The following is a 20,568-nucleotide window of genomic DNA, read 5'->3' on the forward strand; positions in this document are numbered from 1 at the left end:
CCGTGCTCGGCCCGCACCCGCTCCTCGCCGAGGCGCTGCACGTCCGCCTCTCCGAGGCCGGTCTCGCGCGCGCCGACCGGGCGCGCCTGTTCACCGTCGCGACCGCCGCGGACGGCATCATCCTCGCCACGGTGGGCGGGGACGAGGCCGTCCAGGCGGCCGGGATCACCGGCATGCTGCTCGCCGCGCGGCTGGCCGTGCCGGTCATGGCCGCCGCGCTCGACCAGGAGGGCGCGATCGCGGCGAAGGCGGCCGAGCTGCGCGAGGCCGGGGCGACCCAGCTCGCGCTGGCCCCGTACCTCGTCGGCCCGGAGCTGGACGAAGGGCTGCTGCGGGGCGCCGCCGAGGAGGCCGAGTGCCCGGCGGCCGAGCCGCTCGGCGCCTACCCGGCGATCGGCAAGCTCGTCGTCGACAAGTACACGGACGCGCTGGGCATCGCCCAGGCCCGCCCGCAGGGCTTCCCGCAGCGCTGATCCGCGGGGCCACCCGTCCGCCGTCCGCCCCGGTGCCGCCCCCACGCGGCACGTGCTCATCCATCAGGGCCCGCTCCTGGCGCCGTACGCGCCGGAGCGGGCCCTGCGGTGTGTGCGGGCGCCCTTGCGAGGGGCGGTCGGCCGAGCCGCGGCCTCAGGCGAAGACGACGCAGGAGGCGGCGGGAACGGCGAGCGAGCCGGTCTCGGCCGGGATGCCGGTCTCGGGGTCGACGGCGAAGCAGGTGACGTCGCCGCTGTGCTCGTTGGCCGTGTACAGGAACCGGCCGCTGGGGTGCACGGCGAGGTCGCGCGGCCAGGTGCCCCCGCACGGCACGGTGGTCACGAGCCGGGCCTCGTCGCCCGCGAGCGCGAAGACGGAGACGACGTCCTCGCCGCGCACGGCGGCCCACAGCCAGCGCCCGTCCGGCGAGACCCGTACCCCGGAGCCGTAGGCGTCGCCCTGCGGCGCGAGCGGCAGGAGCGCACTCTCCATGACCGCCCTGAGCGTGCCCGCCTCGGCATCCCAGCGGCACACCGTAAGAGTGGGTGACAGCTCGTTGAGGAGATACAGGTGTCCCCCGTCCGGGTGGAAGACGAGGTGCCGGGGGCCCGAGCCGGGGCGCAGCGCGAACTCGCGGTGCACGACGGGCGCGCCGTCCACGAGCCTCAGCACGCGCACCGAGTCGGTGCCGAGGTCCACGGTGACGGCCCAGCGGCCCGAGGGGTCGGGGAGCACCTGGTGGGCGTGCGGCTCCTGCTGGCGCTGCGGGTGCGGGCCCGAGCCCTTGTGCGTGAGGACGCCGGAGACGGGCCCGAGGCCGCCGTCGGCGCGGACGGGGAGCGCCGAGACGCTGCCGGAGTTGTAGTTCGCGGTCAGGAGGTGCCCGTCGTACAGGCACACGTGCGTGGGGCCTTCCCCGCGTACGGGGACGGGCGGGCCCAGCGGCGCCGGGGCTCCTGCCGTGAGGTCGAGCGCGACGGCGGCCCCCTCGGCCGTCTCGCTGACCGCGTAGAGCCGTTCACCGGCCGCGTCGAGCGCGAGGAAGGAGGGATCGGGCACCGTCTCGGTGACGCTCCGCACGGTGAGCGCCCCGGTGTCCGCGTCCACCTCGGCAGTCGTGATGCCCTGGCCGCCCCCGGCCGTGAATGATCCGATGTACGCCCGACCGGCCCACGTACCGTCCACTGCTCCACCCCTCCGCACCCGGCGAGCGCCCCCCTCCGGGACGCCCCGGGCGACGGTAGCAGCCGGGCGGGGGCAGGTCGGCGCTGGTGGGGACGGGGAGCGGGACGGGCGGCCGGGTACGGGTACGGGAGGGGCGCGAGCACCGGCGCGGGGGCCCGCACACAATCCCTCCCCAAACCGGCCCTCCGCCTGAGCCGCTGTCAAGGGCATACTGTTTCCCGTACAGCACAGGTGTACGACCACCCTCAGCGGTCACACGACGGGTACGGATGCCGCTCGGGCCTCTACGACGGAAAGGCGGCGATGGCCGTGACTCTTCTCGGCGTGATTCTCGTCGTCCTCGGGGCATGGCTCCTCGCCTCCCTGGCACTCGGCCTCGTCCTCGCCCGGCACACCCACCGGGGCCTGCGCCGCAGGCTCGGCGCCGCCCGCAGGCTCGTCATGGTGAAGGTCCCCGACTCGGCCGACGAGCCGCCCGCGCACGCCGGCCACCAGCCTCCGGCGACCACGGGGCACAGCGCCCGCTGACCCGGGACGAACCCGCTGTCCACACGGGCCTGCCGCGCGTACGGTCACGGCATGACACGCCAGCGCATCGCTCACGTACCGGACGGACTCACCTCTCGTGCGCAGCGGTTTGTCGCCGTTCACGGCCTCCGGCTGGATGTCCGCCCCGTCGAGGGGAACCGGCGGTGGTGGCGTGAGCGCGACGTACCCGCCGAGGCCATCGACCGCATGGCGGCGTTCCAGGCGCGGTGGGGTGGTGTCGTCCTGCCGCCCGCACCGGAGTACGACGGCGGTCCACGGTATTTCGGTCCCGATGGGCCCGAAAAGGACGACAGCGGCTGGTGGTTCGAGGCCGGGACGCAGCGCTCGGCCGTTCCGTACTCCTTCGTGATCGCGCCGGACGGGGCGTTCGGCATCCAGGTAGAACGGAACGGCTGGGCGCCCCTCCACGCCAGCGTCGAAGGTTGGGTCGAGGCGCTGGCCCTCGCCCATCACGCCGCCGCGCACGCCACGCGCATCGACCGCCTCGTCGGCGACGAGGTCGAGAGCCTCTCGCTCGACGGCTGCGCACCCGTGCGCGAGGTACAGGGCCTGGCGGACACCTGGTGGCGGGGGCCCGACCGCCTCGTGGCCCTCTGGACCGGCGAAGCCGTCTCGCTCGGATTCCCGCGCGGACGCGTCGCGCGGGTCTACTCGGGCCTGGACGACTGGGGCTTGCACGGGGGCGTCCGACCCGACGCGGACTGAGCCCCGGAGGGGCCGACCACCCGTACGGCCCCGTTCACTTCGGCAAACGAAGGAGCCCCGCCCCCTCGGAGTGCTCCCGCCCTGCGATCGCCACCCTTCGCGCCCCGCTCGCCCCCACAAGCTCACCCCCGCCGTCGCAAGAGCGAACATCCCGGCCCAGCCGCCCGCCCCCTGACGCCGCCTCAGCACTCCCCCCGCCCAGGTCACCGTTCCCAACCATCAGGTCCTGAACGTGGCCTCTTCGTGACCCCACGGCTACCAAAGCGAGGCCATTGGGTCCAACAGGCGGCGTGAGTGCGGTTTTCCGCACGTCAACGGCCCCTTCTGCGCCGCCGGGAGAGTCGTGGCGGCCTCCCGTACGACACACGGCGGCAACAGAACCGACTTCATCTCTTGACAGGCCGCCAGCCCAGGCAGCAACCTTCCGGCATCACGTGGGAACGCTCCCACGTCGGGCGTGGGAGCGCTCCAGGGGCAAGCCGCACGCATTCGCGCGGGCCGGCCCGCCTGGCGGCCCGCTTCACCACCCGCTCCCACACGCCGCTTTCTCGACCCGGCACCGTTGCCGGAACCTAGGAGTAGTGGAATGCGCATTACCCGCACGGCCCCGGGCCGCGCCAGGAAGAGCGTGGTCCTCGCGACCACGGCCCTGACGGCCTGCGCCCTCGTACTGACCGGTTGCAGTGACGACGACTCCGGCTCCTCGGACAAGGCGTCCGACGGATCGGTCACCCTGACCGTCGCCGACTACGGCCAGTTCGGGTACAAGGAGGCGAAGCTCTTCGACGAGTACCACAAGCTCCACCCGAACATCACGGTCAAGGAAGACACCACCGCCGACGAGCAGGACTACTACCCGAAGCTGCTCCAGCAGCTCAACAGCAACAGTGGTCTCGGCGATGTCGTCGGTGTCGAGGTCGGACGCATCAAGGAGGTCACGGACACCCAGGCGGCCAAGTTCGTCGACCTCGGCAAGTCGATCAACGTGGACGACTGGGTCTCCTGGAAGGAGAAGCAGGCCACGACGAAGGACGGCGCGGTGATCGGCGCCGGCACCGACATCGGCCCGATGTCCCTGTGCTACCGCCGCGACCTCTTCGAGAAGGCGGGCCTGCCCGACGACCGCGAGACCGTGGCCACGGCCGTCGCGGGCGGCTGGGAGGACTACATCAAGCTCGGCCAGGAGTACAAGAAGAAGGCGCCCAAGGGCACGTTCTTCACGGACTCCGCGAGCGCGATGTTCAACGCCGTCGTCTCCTCGAACGCCGAGCAGTACTACGACAAGAGCGGCAAGCCGGTCTACAAGGACAGCCCCAGCGTCAAGCAGGGCTGGAAGCTGGCCGCCGAGGTCGCCGACAAGAAGCTGAGCGGGGGCCTCGCGCAGTTCCAGGACCCGTGGGAGGCGGCCCTGCGCAAGGGCACCGTGGCCACCGTCGTGTGCCCCGCGTGGATGGCCAACCAGATCCAGGTCAACTCCGGCGACGCCTTCAAGGGCAAGTGGGACATCGCCAAGGCCCCCGGTGACACGGCCGCCAACTGGGGCGGTTCCTTCCTCGCGGTGCCCAAGTCGGGCAAGCACGTCAAGGAGGCCACCGCGCTCGTCAAGTGGCTGACGGCCCCCGAGCAGCAGGCGAAGACCTTCAAGGCCGCCGGCATCTTCCCCTCGAACAAGAAGGCGTACGAGCTCGCGGACGTGAAGAGCGCGACGCTCCCCTACTTCAACAACGCGCCGATCGGTGAGATCTACGCGAGCGAGGCGGAGAGCATCCCCGAGGCCGTCCTCGGCGCCAAGGACGCCTCGATCAAGGACGAGCTCTCGAAGCAGATCAACAACATGGAGCAGCGCGGCACCAAGCCCGACGACGCCTGGAAGGCGGCCACCGAGACGATCGACAAGTCGATCGGCTGACGGCCGGCCCGGGGTGGCCCGCTCGCGAGCGGGCCACCCCGGGCGCCCCCTTTCCCCGTCCGTCCGTCCTTGAAGGAAAGGACAACCGTGGCCACCTCCACCCCCACCAGGCCGTCCGCCACTCCCCCGCCCCCGGCGGGGGACGCGGCACGTGCCGAGGCCCGCCGCCGGCTGCGCAGCCGGCTGTGGCGCCTGGACGACAAGGCGTCGCCGTACGCCTACATCGCCCCGTTCTTCCTCGTCTTCGCCGCCTTCGGGCTCTACCCGCTGCTGTACACCGGCTGGATCGCGCTGCACCGCGTCGAGCTGACCGGGCTCGACCAGTCCACCTGGATCGGGCTCGACAACTTCCAGCGCGTCCTCGGCGACAGCGAGTTCTGGGACGCGGTCGCGAACACCTTCATCATCGGTGTCATCTCGACCGTGCCGCAGCTCCTCGTGGCGCTCGGCCTCGCGCACCTGCTCAACTACCGGCTGCGCGCCTCGACGTTCTGGCGGACGGTGATCCTCACCCCGTACGCGACGTCCGTCGCCACCGCCGCGCTCGTCTTCGCGCTCGTCTTCCGCCCCGACGGCGGCCTGCTCAACTACCTGCTGCACTTCATCGGCCTGGGCGACACGAACTGGGCCAACGGCCACTGGACGTCGAAGATCGCCATCTCGGTCATCGTCATCTGGCGCTGGACCGGCTACAACGCGCTCATCTACCTCGCCGCGATGCAGGCGGTGCCGACGGACCTCTACGAGGCCGCCTCGCTCGACGGGGCCTCGCGCTGGCAGCAGTTCCGCAAGGTGACGATCCCCTCGCTGCGCCCGACGATCCTCTTCACCATCGTCATCTCGACGATCGGCTCGATGCAGCTCTTCGGTGAGCCGCTGCTCCTGGAGGGCGGCACGCTCGGCTCCACGGGCGGCAGCGAGCACCAGTACGAGACGCTGAGCATCTATCTCTACAACTACGGCTGGAAGCTCGGCCACCTCGGCCCGGCCGCGGCCGTGGCCTGGTCGATGCTCGCCCTGCTGCTGCTGATCGCGCTGATCCAGTGGCTGATCGGCCGCTTCCTGCGCAAGAGCGCGGGCTGAGAGGGAGCGAACCCATGACCACGACCACACCCACTCCTTCCGTGCCCGCCACCGAGGACCCCGCGGTCCCCGGGCCGAAGACGTCCGGCAGAAGCCGCTTCCGCATCGGCGCGGGCGAGCAGTTGCGCGGCGGACCGTTCACCTACCTCGCCCTCGCGGTGGTCGGCGTGCTCTCCGTCTTCCCGCTGTACTGGACGCTGGTGGCCGCCTCGCACGATCAGCAGCGGGTGCTCGACAGCCCGCCGCCGTTCCTGCCGGGCGGCCGTCTGTGGCACAACCTCCAGGCGGCCTGGGAGCAGGCCAACCTCGGCAAGGCACTCGTGAACACCCTCATCGTCGCGGGCTGCATCACCGCGGCGACGCTGTTCTTCTGCACGCTGGCCGGGTACGCCTTCGCCAAGCTGCGGTTCCGGGGGCGCGGCGTCCTCATGACGGCCGTGATCGCGACCCTGACCATTCCCCCGCAGCTCAGCGTCGTCCCGCTGTTCATGCTCATGTCGGACATCGGCTGGGGCGGCAAGCTCCCCTCGGTCATCTTCCCGACGCTCGTGAGCGCCTTCGGCGTCTTCTTCATGCGGCAGTACCTCATCGAGGCGCTGCCGTACGAGCTGATCGAGGCCGCCAAGGTGGACGGCGCGAACAACCTGCGGATCGTGCGCAGCATCGTGCTGCCGGCGGCGCGGCCCGCGATGATGGTCCTCGGGATGCTTACCTTCGTGCAGGCGTGGAACGATTTCTTCTGGCCGTTCCTCTCGCTCAGCCAGGCCAATCCCACCGTCCAGGTGGCGCTGGGTCAGCTCAGCGCCTCGTACACGCCCGACCAGTCGATCGTGATGGCGGGCGCGCTCATCAGCACCCTGCCGCTGATCGTGGTGTTCATCGTCTTCGGCAAGCAGATCGTGGGCGGCATCATGGCCGGCGCGGTCAAGGGCTGAGACCTTCTTCCCCTCCTTCCCCCTCACCTCATGGGAGCGCTCTCACATGACCGCTGTACGACCCGAGTCCGGCTCTCGGACGGGTGCCGCGACCGGCGCCACGCCCTCGGACTCGCCCTCCGTGTCCGCCACCGGCTTCCCCACCGGTTTCCTGTGGGGCGCCGCCACCGCCTCGTACCAGGTGGAGGGGGCCGCGACGGTGCACGGCCGGACCCCTTCGATCTGGGACACCTTCAGCCACACCCCCGGCAAGGTGCGCAACGGCGACACCGGTGACATCGCGGCGGACCACTACCACCGGTACCGCGAAGACGTCGCGCTGATGAAGGACCTGGGACTCGGCGCCTACCGCTTCTCCATCTCCTGGTCGCGCGTGCAGCCCACGGGACGCGGCCCGGCCGTCGAGCAGGGGCTCGACTTCTACCGGCGTCTCGTGGACGAGCTCCTGGAGGCCGGGATCACGCCGGTGGCGACGCTCTACCACTGGGACCTGCCGCAGGAGCTGGAGGACGCGGGCGGGTGGCCGCTGCGCGACACGGCCGAGCGCTTCGCGGACTACACGGCGCTCGTGGCGGGGGCGCTCGGCGACCGCGTGCCGATGTGGACGACGCTCAACGAGCCGTGGTGCTCCGCGTTCCTCGGCTACGGCTCCGGGGTGCACGCTCCGGGACGTACGGAGCCGGCGGCGACGCTGCGCGCGGCGCACCACCTCAACCTGGCGCACGGCAAGGGCGTGCAGGTGCTGCGCGGGCTGCTCCCGGCGGACGCGCAGACCTCGATCACGCTCAACCTGCACCAGGTGCGCCCGCTCACCACGAGCGCCGAGGACGCGGACGCGGCACGGCGGATCGACGAGGTGGGCAACCGGGTCTTCACCGGCCCGATCCTCGACGGCGCCTACCCGGAGGACCTGCTACGGCGCACGTCCTCGCTCGTGGACTGGGACGAGCTGGTCAAGCCCGGTGACCTGGAGGCCATCGCGACGCCGATCGACGTGCTCGGCGTCAACTACTACACGCCGACGATCGTCTCCGCCTCGGACGGCGCGGGCGACTCGCGCGACGACGGGCACGGGGCGAGCGACCACTCGCCGTGGACCGGTTCCGAGGACGTCGCCTTCCACCTCGCGCCCGGTCAGCGCACGGCGATGAACTGGGCGGTCGACGCCTCGGGCCTGCACGCCCTGCTGACGCAGCTCCACGAGGAGCACCCCGAGCTGCCGCTGATGGTCACCGAGAACGGCGCCGCGTTCGACGACTACGTCTCGCCCGAGGGCCGGGTGGAGGACCCCGAGCGCATCGCGTACCTGCACTCCCACCTGGAGGCGGTGCGGCAGGCGGTCGCCGACGGCGCGGACGTGCGCGGGTACTTCCTGTGGTCGCTGCTCGACAACTTCGAGTGGTCCTACGGGTACGCGAAGCGCTTCGGCACGGTGTACGTGGACTACGCCACCCAGCGGCGCATCCCGAAGGCGAGCGCCCACTGGTACGCGGACGTGATCCGGCGCGGCGGGCTGCCGGACTGAGGCCGGGGGCCGGGACGGGGCGGGCGGGCGCCGTGGGGGTCGCCCGCCCGCTCCCCGAAGGGGCGGGCGCCACGTGGGGGCGCCCGCCCTTCTTCCCCCGGCGCCGCGGCCCGTACGGCCTTCCGTACGGGCCGCAGCCGCGCTCAGCTCGCCGGGCACCCCCGGACCGTGTCCCGCGAGGCGTCGTCGATCAGGGCGCGCTGGGCGGCGCGGACCTTGCCCACGTCGGCCTTCATGACCGTGCGGTCGTAGGTCATGATGCCGTTCAGTTCGCCCTCGACATCGGCGATCTGGGTGTAGACGGAGCCGTTGCTGCCCTTGCAGGCGAGGGCGCGGACCTCGTCGACCTTCTTGAGGTACTCGTCGGTGTAGGCCTCCTTCTCGACGCCGACGTAGCTCTGCTGCACCGGCCAGGCGTGGCCGGGGACGGCGAGGCCGAGTCCGCCGAACTCACCGCTGACGAGGGCGCGTTTGCCGTCGGGCGCGGGCAGGGCGGGGCTCGGGTAGCCGTGGGCGTCGGCGATGTCGCCGTTGCCGCCGTCGACGGCGCCGCAGCAGTTGAGCCCGCTCATGTTGTTGACGAGGCGGCTGGGGTCCCACTTCTTCGCCTGGTCGGCGATGCGGGCCTGGTCGTACTGGCCCCAGCCCTCGTTGAAGGTGACCCACATGATGACCGAGGGGCTGCTCGCGTGCTGGTCGATCATCTGCTTCATCTCGTGCTCGTACTCGGCCTTCTCACTCGCGTTGTCGGGCACCGAGGCCATGGCCGGCATGTCCTGCCACACGAGGAGGCCGAGCTTGTCGGCCCAGTAGAACCAACGGTCGGGTTCGACCTTGATGTGCTTGCGCACGGAGTTGAAGCCGAGGTTCTTGTGCTGGACGAGGTCGTACTTCAGGGCCTCGTCGGTGGGTGCGGTGTGGAGGCCGTCGGGCCAGAAGCCCTGGTCGAGCGTGGCCATCATGAAGACGGGCTTGCCGTTGAGCTCGGTGCGCGGCGTGCCGTTCACGTTCTGGACGGAGATGTCCCGCATCCCGAAGTAGCTGCCGACGCGGTCCTTCCCGGTGCTGACCTCCAGGCGGTAGAGGTGGGGGTCGTCGGGTGACCACAGGTGCGGGTTCTTGACGGGGAGCTGGAGGGTCGTGCCGGAGCGGCCGCTGACGGTGGCGACCTTGCGCTTGCCGTCGTAGGCGGTGGCGGTCACGGGGAGCCCCGCGCGGGTGCCGTTGACGTCGACGGCGAGACGCTGGTTCTTGACGTCGGGCGTCAGCTTGAGCGAGTCGGTGTGCTCGGCCGCGACGGGCTCCATCCAGACGGTCTGCCAGATGCCGGAGCTCGGCGTGTACCAGATGCCGCTGGGGTCGAGGCGCTGCTTGCCGACCGGCGGGTTCTCGCCGTCCTTCGCGTCGGTCGGGTCGTAGACGCCGACGATCAGTTCCTGGGTGCGTCCCGGCTTGAGCGCGTCGGTGACGTCCGCGGAGAAGCGGTCGTAGCCGCCCTTGTGGCTCGTCACCTTCTTGCCGTTGACCCAGATGTCGGCCTGCCAGTCGACGGCGTCGAAGTTGAGCTGGAGCCGCTGGTCGTGGCCGACCTTCCAGTTCGCCGGCACGGTGAAGGTGCGCCGGTACCACATGCGGTCCTCGTGGCGTTCGATGCCGGAGAGCTGCGACTCGATCGGGTAGGGAACGAGGACGCGCTCGGCGAGGTTCCTGCCGAGCGGCGGGGCCTCGCCCGCCTTGGCCCCCGCGAACTGCCAGGTGCCGTTGAGGTTCTGCCAGCGGTCGCGGGTGAGCTGGGGGCGAGGGTACTCGGGCAGCGCGTTCTTCGGGCCGACGTCCTTGGCCCAGCGGGTCTTGAGCTGGTACGTGGACTTGTTGGCGCCGCCCGCCCAGAAGGCGCCGATCGCGTCGGCGTCGTCCTTCGTGCGCAGGCCGCCCTCGCCGTCGTAGCGCACGTCGACGGAGCCGCCCGCGCCGACGACGGGTTCCTTGAGCGCGACGAGGAGTTTCGCCGGGTCGGCGGGGTCCTTGCGGACGGTGCCGAGGGGCCAGTCGGCGCCGCCGATGTTGGCGCTGAGATGCTGGGCGACGGTGCTCGGCGGGGTGGCGAGGGAGTGCGGGAAGCCGAGTTCGAGGGTGCGCCCGGTGCTGGTGACGGTCGCGGAGGTGGCGCCGTCGTAGGACCAGTTCTCGGGGGTGCGGAAGGCGGACTGCGGGACGGGGGTCTGGGTGCCGCCCGGCGGGGTCCAGGAGAAGTGGAGGTTTGAGCCGCCCTCGTGCTCGAAGTACTCCAGCTTGATGTCGTACGCCTTGCCTGCCTCCAGGGTGACGGGCTGGGAGACCTGTTCCTTGCCCCAGTCGTCGACCCAGTGGTCGATGACGAGTTCGTCGCCGATCCAGAGCCGGAAGCCGTTGTCGCCCTTGATCTGGAAGGTGTGCTCGCCGCTCTTCTCGGGGACGAGGCGGCCCGTCCAGCGGACGTTGACGTCGTCGGCCTGTCCGGTGGCCTGTTGCAGGCGGGACTCCAGGCTGGCGAAGTCGAGCGAGGGATCGAAGGCGGTGGCCTTGAGCTGGTCGAAGTCGAAGGCGCCGGGGGCGGACTGGGTGTAGTAGTCGCCCTTGAGGCCGTGCAGCTCCGCGGGGTCCGCGGAGCCTGCCTTGTGGGAGGTGGAGGTGGGGTGGGGGGTGAGGGTGCCTGCCGCTGGGCGAGTGCTCCCGGGGTCCGCCGCGCTCGCGGTGGACGTCGCAGTGAGTCCCGCGAGGCCCAGCAGTGCGGCGGTGCACAGGGCGAGGGGGCGTCCCACGCCCCCTGCCAGGGAGAATCTGCTGCGGTTGCGCACGTGCTCCTCCTTCTTGCCGTGAGGCTTTGCCACGGGGTCCTTTGCGCAAGGTCCCCCGATGTCATGTCGAGGAAGGGTGGCGGCTCGTCGCTCCAGTCTGTACAACGTTGCAAGGAACGGCAGTTGGCATGAGAGCACGCCCTCTCGCCTACTGTCCAGGGTCATGACAGACGCGCCCGGGCGCCGGACGCGAAGTGAAGCGGAGGGGTTTTCGTGCGGGTGAGCCTCAAGGATGTCGCGCAACTGGCGGGCGTGTCGATCAAGACCGTCTCGAACGTGGTCAATCACTACGAGCACGTCACGCCGGCCATGCGGGAGCGGGTCCAGCGGGCCATCGACGAACTGGGGTACCGCCCCAATCTGACCGCCCGCAATCTGCGCAAGGGCCGGACGGGGATCATCGCGCTCGCGGTGCCCGAGCTGGGCAATCCCTATTTCGCCGAGCTGGCGGGGGAGGTGATCGACGCGGCGGCCGAGCACGAGCTGACGGTGCTGCTCGACCACACGCGGGGCGAGCGCGAGCGGGAGGTGCTGGTCAGCCAGGGCTTCCGGGCCCGGGTGATCGACGGACTGATCCTCTCGCCGCTCGAACTGGAACCGGAGGACCTGTCCGCCAGAACGGACGACGTACCGCTCGTGCTGCTCGGGGAGCGGGAGTACGCGCTGCCCTATCCGCACATCGCGATCGACAACGTCGCGGCGGCCCGCAGCGCGGTGCGGCATCTGATCCGGCTGGGCCGGACGCGGATCGCCTTCCTCGGGGCGCGCACCGATTCCCCGAACAGGCCCGCCCAGCTGCGGCTTCAGGGCTGGCGGGAAGAACTGAAGGCGGCCGGGCTCGAAGGCGGGGAGCGGCTGGCGGCACCGACGGGGGGCTGGGACCGGGGCGACGGGGCGGAGGGCATGGCGCGGCTGCTGGACTCGGGGGTGCGTCCTGACGCCGTGTTCGCTTACAACGATCTGGTAGCGGTGGGCGCGATGCGGGTGCTGCACGAGCGGGGCCTGCGGGTCCCGTGGGACGTGGCGGTCGTCGGCTTCGACGACGTACCGGAGTCGCGGTACGGCGCCGTGACGCTCACGACGGTCGCGCCCGACAAGAAGGCGATCGCGCGGCTCGCGGTGTCCTCGCTGGTCAGCTCCTTGGAGCGGGCCGCGGCGCTGCGCGGGAACCCGGACGCGGACGCGCGGCCCGAGCAGCAGCCCTCCGTGATCGCCCCCTTCCGGCTCCTGGAGCGCGAGAGCACACTCGGAAGGCGCTGAGGTGCCGCCGCGGGGGCATCCCCTCCGGCCGCCTTGGCCGGGAGGGGTTTACAGCCACCTTCCAACGATGTAAAAACCAGACGCACAAGCGGAGTTGGCCCGAAGCGGGGCCGACCGCAGTACGACCACGTTCCTTTCCCTTGTGCCCGTGTGCTCGCACGGGTCCGTGCCGCTACGGGAGAACACCATGAAGTCGTCCGCGTACCACCGCACCACCCTCAAGGCCCTCGTGGCCGTCTCCCTGACCGCGAGTCTCGCCCTTGCCACCGGCTGTGCGAAGTCGGAGGACGACGACAGCGGGTCGAAGGACACGAACGCGACCGCGACGGAGAGCAAGGACGCGGGGCAGGTCGTCGAGACCCCGGCGGCCGGCGGCAAGGGCTGCACGCTCGACGCCTACGGGGCGAAGAAGATCGACCTCGCCTCGGCGACGGTGGGCTTCTCGCAGTCCGAGAAGGAGGCCAACCCCTTCCGGATCGCCGAGACGGCCTCGCTCAAGTCCGAGGCCAAGAAGCGCGGCGTCAAGCTCCTCGCCGTCAACGCGCAGTCGCAGTTCTCGAAGCAGATCAGCGACGTGCAGGACCTCATCGCCAAGGGCGCGGACCTGCTCGTCATCGCCCCGCTCAACTCGGACGGCTGGGAGCCGGTGCTCCAGGCCGCCAGCGCCAAGAAGATCCCGATCGTCACGATCGACCGCAAGATCAACGCCGATCCCTGCAAGGACTACGTGAGCTTCATCGGCTCCGACTTCGTCGAGCAGGGCAAGCGCGCCGCCGACAAGATGATCGAGGCGACGGGCGGCAAGGGCGAGGTCGCGATCCTGCTCGGCGCGGCGGGGAACAACGTGACGACCGAGCGCACCAAGGGCTTCAAGGACCGCATCGCCGAGAAGGCCCCGGACCTCAAGGTGGTCTTCGAGCAGACGGGCGACTTCGCCCGCGAGAAGGGCCAGTCGGTCACCGAGCAGCTCATCCAGTCCAAGCCCGGCATCAAGGGCATCTACGCCGAGAACGACGAGATGGGCCTCGGCGCCGTCAACGCCCTCAAGAGCGCGGGCAAGAAGCCCGGCGCCGTCAAGATCGTGACCGTCGACGGGACGCGCAACGCGGTCAAGCAGATCGTGGACGGCTGGATCTCCGGGGTCATCGAGTCCAACCCGCGCTTCGGCCCGCTCGCCTTCCAGACCCTCGACACCTTCACGAAGGGCGAGGAGGTCCAGCAGGACATCGTCATCAAGGACAGCGCCTACGACAAGACCAACGCCGAGGCCGACCTGGGCAAGGCGTTCTGATGCTCTCCGTTTCGGGGCTGACCAAGGTCTTTCCCGGGACGCGTGCCCTCGACGGCGTGGACTTCACCGCCCGCGCCGGCGAGGTGCACGCGCTCATCGGGGAGAACGGGGCCGGCAAGTCCACGCTCATCAAGGTGCTCACCGGGGTCTACCGGGCCGACGAGGGCACGGTCACCTACCAGGGCGAGCCGGTGCGGTTCGCGACACCGCTCCAGGCGCAGGAGGCGGGGATCTCCACGATCTACCAGGAGGTGAACCTCGTCCCGCTCATGAGCGTGGCGCGCAATCTCTTCCTGGGCCGCGAGCCGCGCCGCGCGCTCGGCCTCGTGGACTTCGGCCGGATGCACCGCGAGGCGGCGCAGGCGCTCGCGGCGCTCGGGGTACGGGTCGACGTACGCCGTCCGCTCGGTGAACTGAGCGTCGGTACGCAGCAGATGGTGGCGCTCGCCCGCGCGGTCTCGGTGAACGCGAAGGTCGTCATCATGGACGAGCCGACGTCGTCGCTCGAACCGCGCGAGGTGGAGACGCTCTTCGGCGTCATCCGGATGCTGCGCGAGCGGGGCATCGCGGTGGTGTACGTGAGCCACCGGCTCGACGAGCTGTACGAGGTGTGCGACCAGGTGACGGTGCTGCGCGACGGCAAGGTGGTGCACACCGGGCCGCTCGCGGAGCTGGAGCGCTTGCGGCTGGTGTCGCTCATGCTGGGCAGGCAGCTCGGCGAGGTGCGCGCCGAGGGCGTCACGAAGTTCACCGGCAACCACGCGCGGGAGGGGCAGCCGGTGCTCGCCGTGGACGGCCTGTCGGTGCGCCACCAGCTGGAGAACGTGTCGTTCGCGGTCCGTCCCGGGGAGGTCGTCGGGCTCGGCGGGCTGCTCGGTTCGGGCCGCAGTGAGACCGTACGGGCCGTGGCCGGCGCGCTGCCGCCCGACGCGGGCGCGGTCGCGGTGGAGGGCACCGCGGTGCGTACCGGCTCGACGCCCGCGGCGATCCGCGCCGGCATCAGCCTGCTGCCGGAGGACCGCAAGGCCGAGGGCATCGTGCCGGGGCTGTCGGTGCGCGAGAACATCGCGCTCGCCGCGCTTCCCGGGCTCTCGCGCTTCGGTCTCGTCGACGAGAAGCGCGTCGACAAGATCGTGGACACCTTCGTGCAGCGGCTGCGCATCAAGACCTCGGGCGTCGGCCAGAAGGTCGGCGAGCTGTCCGGGGGCAATCAGCAGAAGGTGCTGCTCGCGCGCTGGCTGGCGATGCAGCCGAAGGTGCTGCTCCTCGACGAGCCGACGCGGGGCATCGACGTCGGCGCGAAGGCGGAGGTGCAGCGGCTCGTCGACGAACTGGCCGGGGAGGGTCTCGGTGTCGTGCTCATATCCTCCGATCCGGAGGAACTCGTGGAGGGCTCGGACCGCGTGGTGGTGCTGAAGGACGGCGCGGTGGTCGCCGAACTGTCGGGGGACGAGGTGAGCGAGGACCACCTCATGGCGGCGATCGCCACCGCGCCCTCGGCGGACGAACAGGCGGGCAAGGCGGAGATCGCCTCCGTGGTGCCGCCGAGCGGCGCGCTCCTCGGCGGGAGCGACGGGAGCGGCGGGCGCGACGAGGCCGCGAAGGGGGACGGGGATGACTGAGCTGACGCTGCGCGCCACGCTCGCCGACCGGCAGCGGCTGCGCCACCTGCTCCAGGAGTACGGGGTCTACGCGGGCGTCGTCGTGCTCCTCCTCGTCAACATCGCCTTCACCCCGCACTTCCTGTCCACCGAGAACTTCCGCACCCAGGCCGTGCAGGTCGCGCCGATCGTCATCGTGGCGCTCGGCATGGCGCTCGCGATCGGCACCGAGGGCGTGGACCTGTCGGTGGGCGCGGTGATGGCGCTCGCGACGTCGTTGCTCTCGTTGTACCTCGGGTACGGGCTCGTGGTGGCGCTGCTCATGGCGGCGCTCGGCGGGGTGCTTGCGGGGCTCGCGAGCGGGGCGCTCGTCGCCTTCGTCGGGGTGCAGCCGATCGTGGCGACACTCGCGTTGATGGTGGGCGGTCGCGGCCTCGCGCTCGTCCTGCTCCCCCAGCTCAAGGACGTGCGCAACAGCGGGATGAACACGCTCGGCACGGGCTCCGTGCTGGGAATCCCGTATCTCGTCATCATCGCGGCGGTGCTCGCCGTGGTGGTCGCCTTCGTGGTGCGGCGCACCACGTTCGGGCGGCAGTTGCTCGCGATCGGCGACAGCCGGGCGGCGGCGAAGCTCGCGGGGCTCCCGGTGCGGCGCGTGCTCGTCATCGTGTACGTCGTCTCGGGGCTGCTCGCGGCGGTGGCGGGGATTCTCGCGACGGCGCGGCTCCAGGCGAGCGACCCGACCTCGCTCGGCACCCTCATGGAACTCTCCGCGATCACCGCCGTCGTGGTGGGCGGCACCCCGCTGTCGGGGGGCCGGGTACGGATCGGCGGCACGGTCGCGGGCGCGGTGCTCATCCAGTTGCTGACGGCCACGCTCATCAAGCACGACCTGCCGCCCTCGTGGACGCAGATCGCGCAGGCGGTCGTCATCGTCCTCGCGGTCTACGCGGCGCGGGAGAGGGGGAAGCGGTGAACGGCACGATCGCCGAGGTCCCGGCCGGGGAGAAGCAGGTGTACCCCGAGGAGCGGGGTCCTGGTCGCGGGGAGCGGCTGAGCGCGCTCGCGCAGCAGCACGGGGCGCTGCTCACGCTCGTCCTGGCGGTCCTCGTCGCGAGCCTGTGCTTCGACACGTTCCTGACCGGGGACAACCTGGAGGGCATGGCGCTGTCCTCGTCGTTCCTCGCCGTGGTGGCGCTCGGCATGACCTTCGTCATCGTCACGGGCGGCATCGACCTCTCGGTCGGCTCGCTCTTCGCGCTCGGCGGGGTACTCGCGGCGTGGGGCTCGCGGTACGGGACGGCGGTGGCGCTGCTGCTGCCGCTCGCGGTGTGCGGGCTCCTCGGCGTGGTGAACGGGCTGCTCATCTCGCGGGCGCGGCTCGCCCCGTTCATCGTGACGCTGGCGTCGATGCTCGGCGCGCGCGGGCTGCTGCTCGCGGTGACGGACGAGGGCGCGAACACGTATCTCGTGGACAAGTCGACGTGGTTCACGCACCTGGGGCAGAGCAAGCTGCTCGGCATCGGGGTGCCGGTGTGGATCACGGTGGCGCTGTTCCTGCTCGGCGGGGTCGCGCTGCGGCGCAGCCGCTTCGGGCAGTACGTGTACGCGGTGGGCGGCAACGAGGACGCGGCGGCGCTCATGGGTGTCCCCGTGGCCCGTACGAAGACGTACGTCTACACGTTGTCGGGGCTGTGCGCGGGTCTCGCGGGCGCCCTGAACGCGGCCTGGCTGGCCTCGGGCGTGACGATCCTCGGCAACGGCATGGAACTGGACGCCATTTCGGCCGTGGTGATCGGCGGGACGCTGCTGAGCGGCGGCTCCGGCTTCCTGAGCGGTTCGCTCGTGGGGGTGCTGCTGCTGAAGGTGATCCAGAACATCATCAACCAGATCGGCTCGCTGGACTCCTCGTACCAGCAGGTGGTGTCCGGAGCGTTCCTGGCGGTCGTGGTGATCGCCCAGACATGGCTGGCGAAACGGAGGCGACGGGCGGGGTGAGGGGGGCGGGGGCTCGCGTGCGACGCCTGTCTCGCGGCGCCGTCGCGGGGCTCCGCTCCTCGGTCGCCGGAGGGGCTGGGACGCGCCTCACTCCCCCAGGGCCTCCTCGACCAGCGCCGCCCACTGCCGCACCACGCGTTGTCTGCGCGCGCCGTCGTCCGTGAGGAGGTTGGCGAGGCCGAGGCCGCGGCACATGTCGAGGAGGCCCTGGACCGTTTCGCGGGTGCCGGGGCGGGATTCGTCGGCGTCGAGGAGGGTGAGGGCGATGCGGTGGGTCTCGCGGCCCACGCGGGCTTCGAGGGCCACGACCTCCTCGCGCAGGGTGTCCTCCTGCGAGGCGACGACCCAGAGTTGGAGTGCCGCGCGGAAGAGCGGGCCCGTGTAGAGGTCGGCGAGGGCGGAGACGACGGCGTGGCGGTCGGGCGGGGGGCCGGGGAAGAGGGCGCGCAGGGCCGCGGAGCGTTCCTCGGCCATGTAGGCGACGGCCGCGGTGAAGAGGTCCTCGCGGGTGGGGAAGTGGTGCTGGGCGGCGCCGCGCGAGACGCCCGCGCGCTCGGCGACGACGGCGACGGTGGAACGGGTCCAGCCGTGTTCGGCGACGCAGGTGACGGCGGCTTCGAGGAGGCGTTCGCGCGTGGCGCGGCTGCGGTCCTGGCGGGGTGGTCCGCCGCGTGCCGTGCGTGTCACCGTGCCCATGGGGGCTCCCGTCGTTCGAGGAAGGCCGTCATTCCCTCGCGTGCCTCGGCGGAGGCGAAGAGCCCGGCCGAGAGGGCGAGCATGTCCTCGCCGCGCGCGGCGAAGTCCGCGAGCACTGTAGCGGTGGCGAGCCGCTTGCTCTCGGCGAGGCCCTGCGGGGAGCAGGCGCGCAGCGCGTCGAGTACGGGGGCGAGCGCGGCGTCGACGTCCTCCACGGCTTCGGTGACGAGCCCGATGCGGGCGGCTTCGGCGGGTCCGAAGCGTTCCCCGGTGAGGTAGTAGCGGCGGGCGGCGGTGTGGTCGAGGCGGCCGGCGAGGGGGAGGGAGATGACGGCGGGCGCGAGGCCGAGGCGCGCCTCGGTGAAGGCGAAGTCGGCGCGGGGCCCGGCGAAGCCGAGGTCGCAGGCGCCGAGGAGGCCGAGTCCCCCGGCCCGTACGTGCCCGGTGACGGCGGCGGCGACGGGCTTGGGCAGGGCGACGACGGTACGCAGCAGAGCGAGGATCGCGGCGGGCTCGGGGGGTTCCTTGAGGTCGGCGCCCGCGCTGAACGTCGTTCCCGTGTGGCCGAGGACGACGGCGCGGACGCCGGGGTCGGCGCCCGCGTCGGTGAGAGCCGTCGTGAGGGCGGCGACGAGGGGTGCGGAGAGGGCGTTGCGGCGCTCGGGGGCGTCGAGCAGGAGGGTGCGGACGCCCCGCTCGTCGGGGCGGATACGGAGGGTCACGACGACTCCCGTTCGTTCAGTAGGACTTGGGCAGGCCGAGGGTCTGGTGGGAGACGTAGTTGAGGATCATCTCGCGGCTCACGGGCGCGATGCGGGCGACGCGGCTGGCGGTGAGGAGCGAGGCGAGCTGGAATTCCTCGGTGAGGCCGTTGCCGCCGAGGGTGTGCACGGACTGGTCGACGGCGTGCGCGCAGGCTTCGGCTGCGGCGTACTTGGCCATGTTGGCGGCCTCGCCCGCGCCGATGTCGTCGCCCGCGTCGTAGAGCGCGGCGGCGCGGCGGGTCATGAGGCGAGCGAGTTCGAGTTCGATGTGGGCCTGGGCGAGGGGGTGGGCGATCGCCTGGTGGGCGCCGATGGGCGTCTTCCAGACGGTGCGTTCCCTGGCGTACGCGACGGCGCGTCCGAGCGCGTAGCGGCCCATGCCGATCGCGAAGGCGGCGGTCATGACGCGCTCGGGGTTGAGCCCGGCGAAGAGCTGGAGGAGCCCCGCGTCCTCGTCGCCGACGAGCGCGTCGGCGGGGAGTCTGACGTCGTCGAGGGCCAGCTCGAACTGCTTCTCGGCGGCTTTGAGTTCCATCGCGAGGGGCGTGCGCGTGAAGCCGGGCGCGTCGGTCGGGACGATGAAGAGGCAGGGCTTGAGGCGTCCGCTGCGGGCGTCGGCGGTGCGCCCGACGACGAGGACGGCGTCGGCGAGGTCGACGCCCGAGATGAACACCTTGCGCCCGCTGAGCAGCCAGTCCTCGCCGTCGCGGCGCGCGGTGGTGGTGATGCGGTGGGAGTTGGAGCCCGCGTCGGGCTCGGTGATGCCGAAGGCCATCACGCGGCTGCCGTCGGCGAGCCCGGGCAGCCAGGCGCGTTTCTGCTCCTCGGTGCCGAAGCGGGCGATGACGGTGGCACAGATCGCCGGGGAGACGACCATCATGAGCAGCGGCGACCCGGCGGCACCGAGTTCTTCGAGGACGAGGGCGAGTTCGCCGATTCCGCCGCCCCCTCCCCCGTACTCCTCGGGGATGCTCACGCCGAGGTAGCCGAGCTTGCCGGCCGCGCGCCACAGCTCGGCCGGGGCTTTCCCGGCGGCGAGCGTGCGGGTGAGGTAGTCGCGGCCGTAGGAGCGGGCGAAGGCGGCGACGGCGGCGCGCAGGTCCTGGTGCTCCTGGCTCTCCACGATGTCGGAAGCGCTCATGGTGCGGGGTCCTCCTTCGGGGGACGGGGGGTGTGGTGCCGGGGTTCCGCGTCCTCGATGACCGCGAGGAGCGCGCCGACCTCGACCTGCCGGCCGGGTTCGACCGGCAGGCGGACGAGGACTCCGGCGCGCGGGGCGCTCACGCGGTGCTCCATCTTCATCGCCTCCAGCCACAACAGCGGTGCCCCTTCGGCGACTTCGGCGCCTTCGCGGAGCCCTTCGGCGAGGCGGACGACGGTGCCGGGGAGCGGGGCGAGGAGGGAGCCGGGCGCGGTGGTGGCGGCGGCTTCGGGGAAGCGGGGCAGGGCGGTGAAGGCGTACGAGGTGCCACCGGCGGTGTCGACGTACACCTCGGCTTCGTCCTCCTCACCGTGGACGGCGACGTGGTACGTGCGGCGGACACCCTCGCTGGTGAGGTGGACGGTGCCGGGGACGGCCTCCGGCTCGACGGTGACGCCGGGGTGGTCCTCGGGGCGGATGCCGTCGCGGGTGGTGCGGTAGCGGACTTCGTGGACGGTCCCGGCGGGTTCGGCGCGGTAGGCGCGCAGGGCGGGGGCCGAGGGGAGGTTGCGCCAGCCGCCCGGGCCGCCACCGCGGCCGCCGCCGGGGCCGCCG

At 71.7% G+C, this 20,568-nt stretch carries 17 protein-coding genes and 1 pseudogene; 12 read left to right on the forward strand and 6 right to left on the reverse strand.

The features are described 5' to 3' along the window. Positions 1–473 (forward strand): annotated as a pseudogene (locus G3I42_RS19875) (hypothetical protein); the annotation flags it as partial. 154 nt (positions 474–627) lie between these two features. On the opposite strand, the gene G3I42_RS19880 reads toward G3I42_RS19875, so the two are convergent. Continuing rightward, a complete protein-coding gene (locus G3I42_RS19880; RefSeq protein ID WP_164287784.1) occupies positions 628–1,659 on the reverse strand; it encodes a lactonase family protein in 1,032 nt (343 codons plus the stop codon). Positions 1,660–1,962: 303 nt separating this feature from the next. Between G3I42_RS19880 and G3I42_RS19885 the strand changes: the two genes are divergently transcribed. The 6 genes from G3I42_RS19885 (at position 1,963) to G3I42_RS19910 (ending at position 8,365) form a co-directional block, all read left to right on the forward strand. Next, entirely contained in the window at positions 1,963–2,187 is a 225-nt protein-coding gene (locus G3I42_RS19885) for a hypothetical protein (RefSeq protein WP_203607047.1), read from the forward strand. 51 nt (positions 2,188–2,238) lie between these two features. Beyond that, a complete protein-coding gene (locus tag G3I42_RS19890; protein WP_164287788.1) occupies positions 2,239–2,913 on the forward strand; it encodes a hypothetical protein in 675 nt (224 codons plus the stop codon). Between the two features lie 586 nt (positions 2,914–3,499). Beyond that, positions 3,500–4,822, forward strand: coding sequence for an extracellular solute-binding protein (locus G3I42_RS19895; protein ID WP_164287790.1), 1,323 nt, complete (start codon positions 3,500–3,502; stop codon positions 4,820–4,822). Positions 4,823–4,909: 87 nt separating this feature from the next. Further along, on the forward strand, positions 4,910–5,905 hold the full coding sequence (locus G3I42_RS19900) for a sugar ABC transporter permease (RefSeq protein WP_164287792.1): 996 nt from the start codon (positions 4,910–4,912) through the stop codon (positions 5,903–5,905). 14 nt (positions 5,906–5,919) lie between these two features. Beyond that, positions 5,920–6,840, forward strand: coding sequence for a carbohydrate ABC transporter permease (locus tag G3I42_RS19905; protein WP_164287794.1), 921 nt, complete (start codon positions 5,920–5,922; stop codon positions 6,838–6,840). A 46-nt stretch (positions 6,841–6,886) separates the two neighbouring features. Further along, positions 6,887–8,365: a GH1 family beta-glucosidase gene (locus tag G3I42_RS19910; protein ID WP_164287796.1), complete on the forward strand. Its 1,479-nt coding sequence runs from the start codon at positions 6,887–6,889 to the stop codon at positions 8,363–8,365. Positions 8,366–8,508: 143 nt separating this feature from the next. Here the strand turns inward: G3I42_RS19910 and G3I42_RS19915 are convergent, their stop codons facing one another. Next, entirely contained in the window at positions 8,509–11,166 is a 2,658-nt protein-coding gene (locus G3I42_RS19915; RefSeq protein WP_343244597.1) for a PA14 domain-containing protein, read from the reverse strand. A gap of 249 nt (positions 11,167–11,415) precedes the next feature. Here G3I42_RS19915 and G3I42_RS19920 point away from each other — a divergent pair, with 249 nt between their 5' ends. From G3I42_RS19920 to G3I42_RS19940, 5 genes are all read left to right on the forward strand, one after another. Beyond that, positions 11,416–12,462, forward strand: a complete 1,047-nt coding sequence (locus G3I42_RS19920) for a LacI family DNA-binding transcriptional regulator (protein WP_164287798.1) — start codon at positions 11,416–11,418, stop codon at positions 12,460–12,462. A 187-nt stretch (positions 12,463–12,649) separates the two neighbouring features. Beyond that, positions 12,650–13,753: an ABC transporter substrate-binding protein gene (locus G3I42_RS19925; protein WP_164287800.1), complete on the forward strand. Its 1,104-nt coding sequence runs from the start codon at positions 12,650–12,652 to the stop codon at positions 13,751–13,753. Next, a complete protein-coding gene (locus tag G3I42_RS19930) occupies positions 13,753–15,375 on the forward strand; it encodes a sugar ABC transporter ATP-binding protein (RefSeq protein WP_164287802.1) in 1,623 nt (540 codons plus the stop codon). The genes G3I42_RS19925 and G3I42_RS19930 overlap by 1 nt, the downstream gene beginning before the upstream one ends. Continuing rightward, entirely contained in the window at positions 15,368–16,330 is a 963-nt protein-coding gene (locus G3I42_RS19935) for an ABC transporter permease (protein WP_009070869.1), read from the forward strand. Before G3I42_RS19930 ends, G3I42_RS19935 begins: the two co-directional genes overlap by 8 nt. Positions 16,331–16,368: 38 nt before the next feature. Beyond that, positions 16,369–17,352, forward strand: a complete 984-nt coding sequence (locus G3I42_RS19940; protein ID WP_343244598.1) for an ABC transporter permease — start codon at positions 16,369–16,371, stop codon at positions 17,350–17,352. 87 nt (positions 17,353–17,439) lie between these two features. Here G3I42_RS19940 and G3I42_RS19945 read toward each other — a convergent pair whose 3' ends face one another. From G3I42_RS19945 to G3I42_RS19960, 4 genes are all read right to left on the reverse strand, one after another. Further along, entirely contained in the window at positions 17,440–18,048 is a 609-nt protein-coding gene (locus G3I42_RS19945; RefSeq protein ID WP_164287806.1) for a TetR/AcrR family transcriptional regulator, read from the reverse strand. Next, entirely contained in the window at positions 18,036–18,770 is a 735-nt protein-coding gene (locus tag G3I42_RS19950; RefSeq protein WP_164287808.1) for an enoyl-CoA hydratase family protein, read from the reverse strand. Before G3I42_RS19950 ends, G3I42_RS19945 begins: the two co-directional genes overlap by 13 nt. A 16-nt stretch (positions 18,771–18,786) precedes the next feature. After that, complete coding sequence (locus G3I42_RS19955) at positions 18,787–19,953, reverse strand: acyl-CoA dehydrogenase family protein (protein ID WP_164287810.1); 1,167 nt, start codon at positions 19,951–19,953, stop codon at positions 18,787–18,789. Next, the coding region (locus G3I42_RS19960; protein ID WP_343244596.1) for a biotin/lipoyl-containing protein at positions 19,950–20,568 on the reverse strand (619 nt) is incomplete at its 5' end. The genes G3I42_RS19955 and G3I42_RS19960, both read right to left, overlap by 4 nt.

The sequence above is a fragment of the Streptomyces sp. SID11385 genome (assembly GCF_010548245.1).
Classification (GTDB): domain Bacteria; phylum Actinomycetota; class Actinomycetes; order Streptomycetales; family Streptomycetaceae; genus Streptomyces.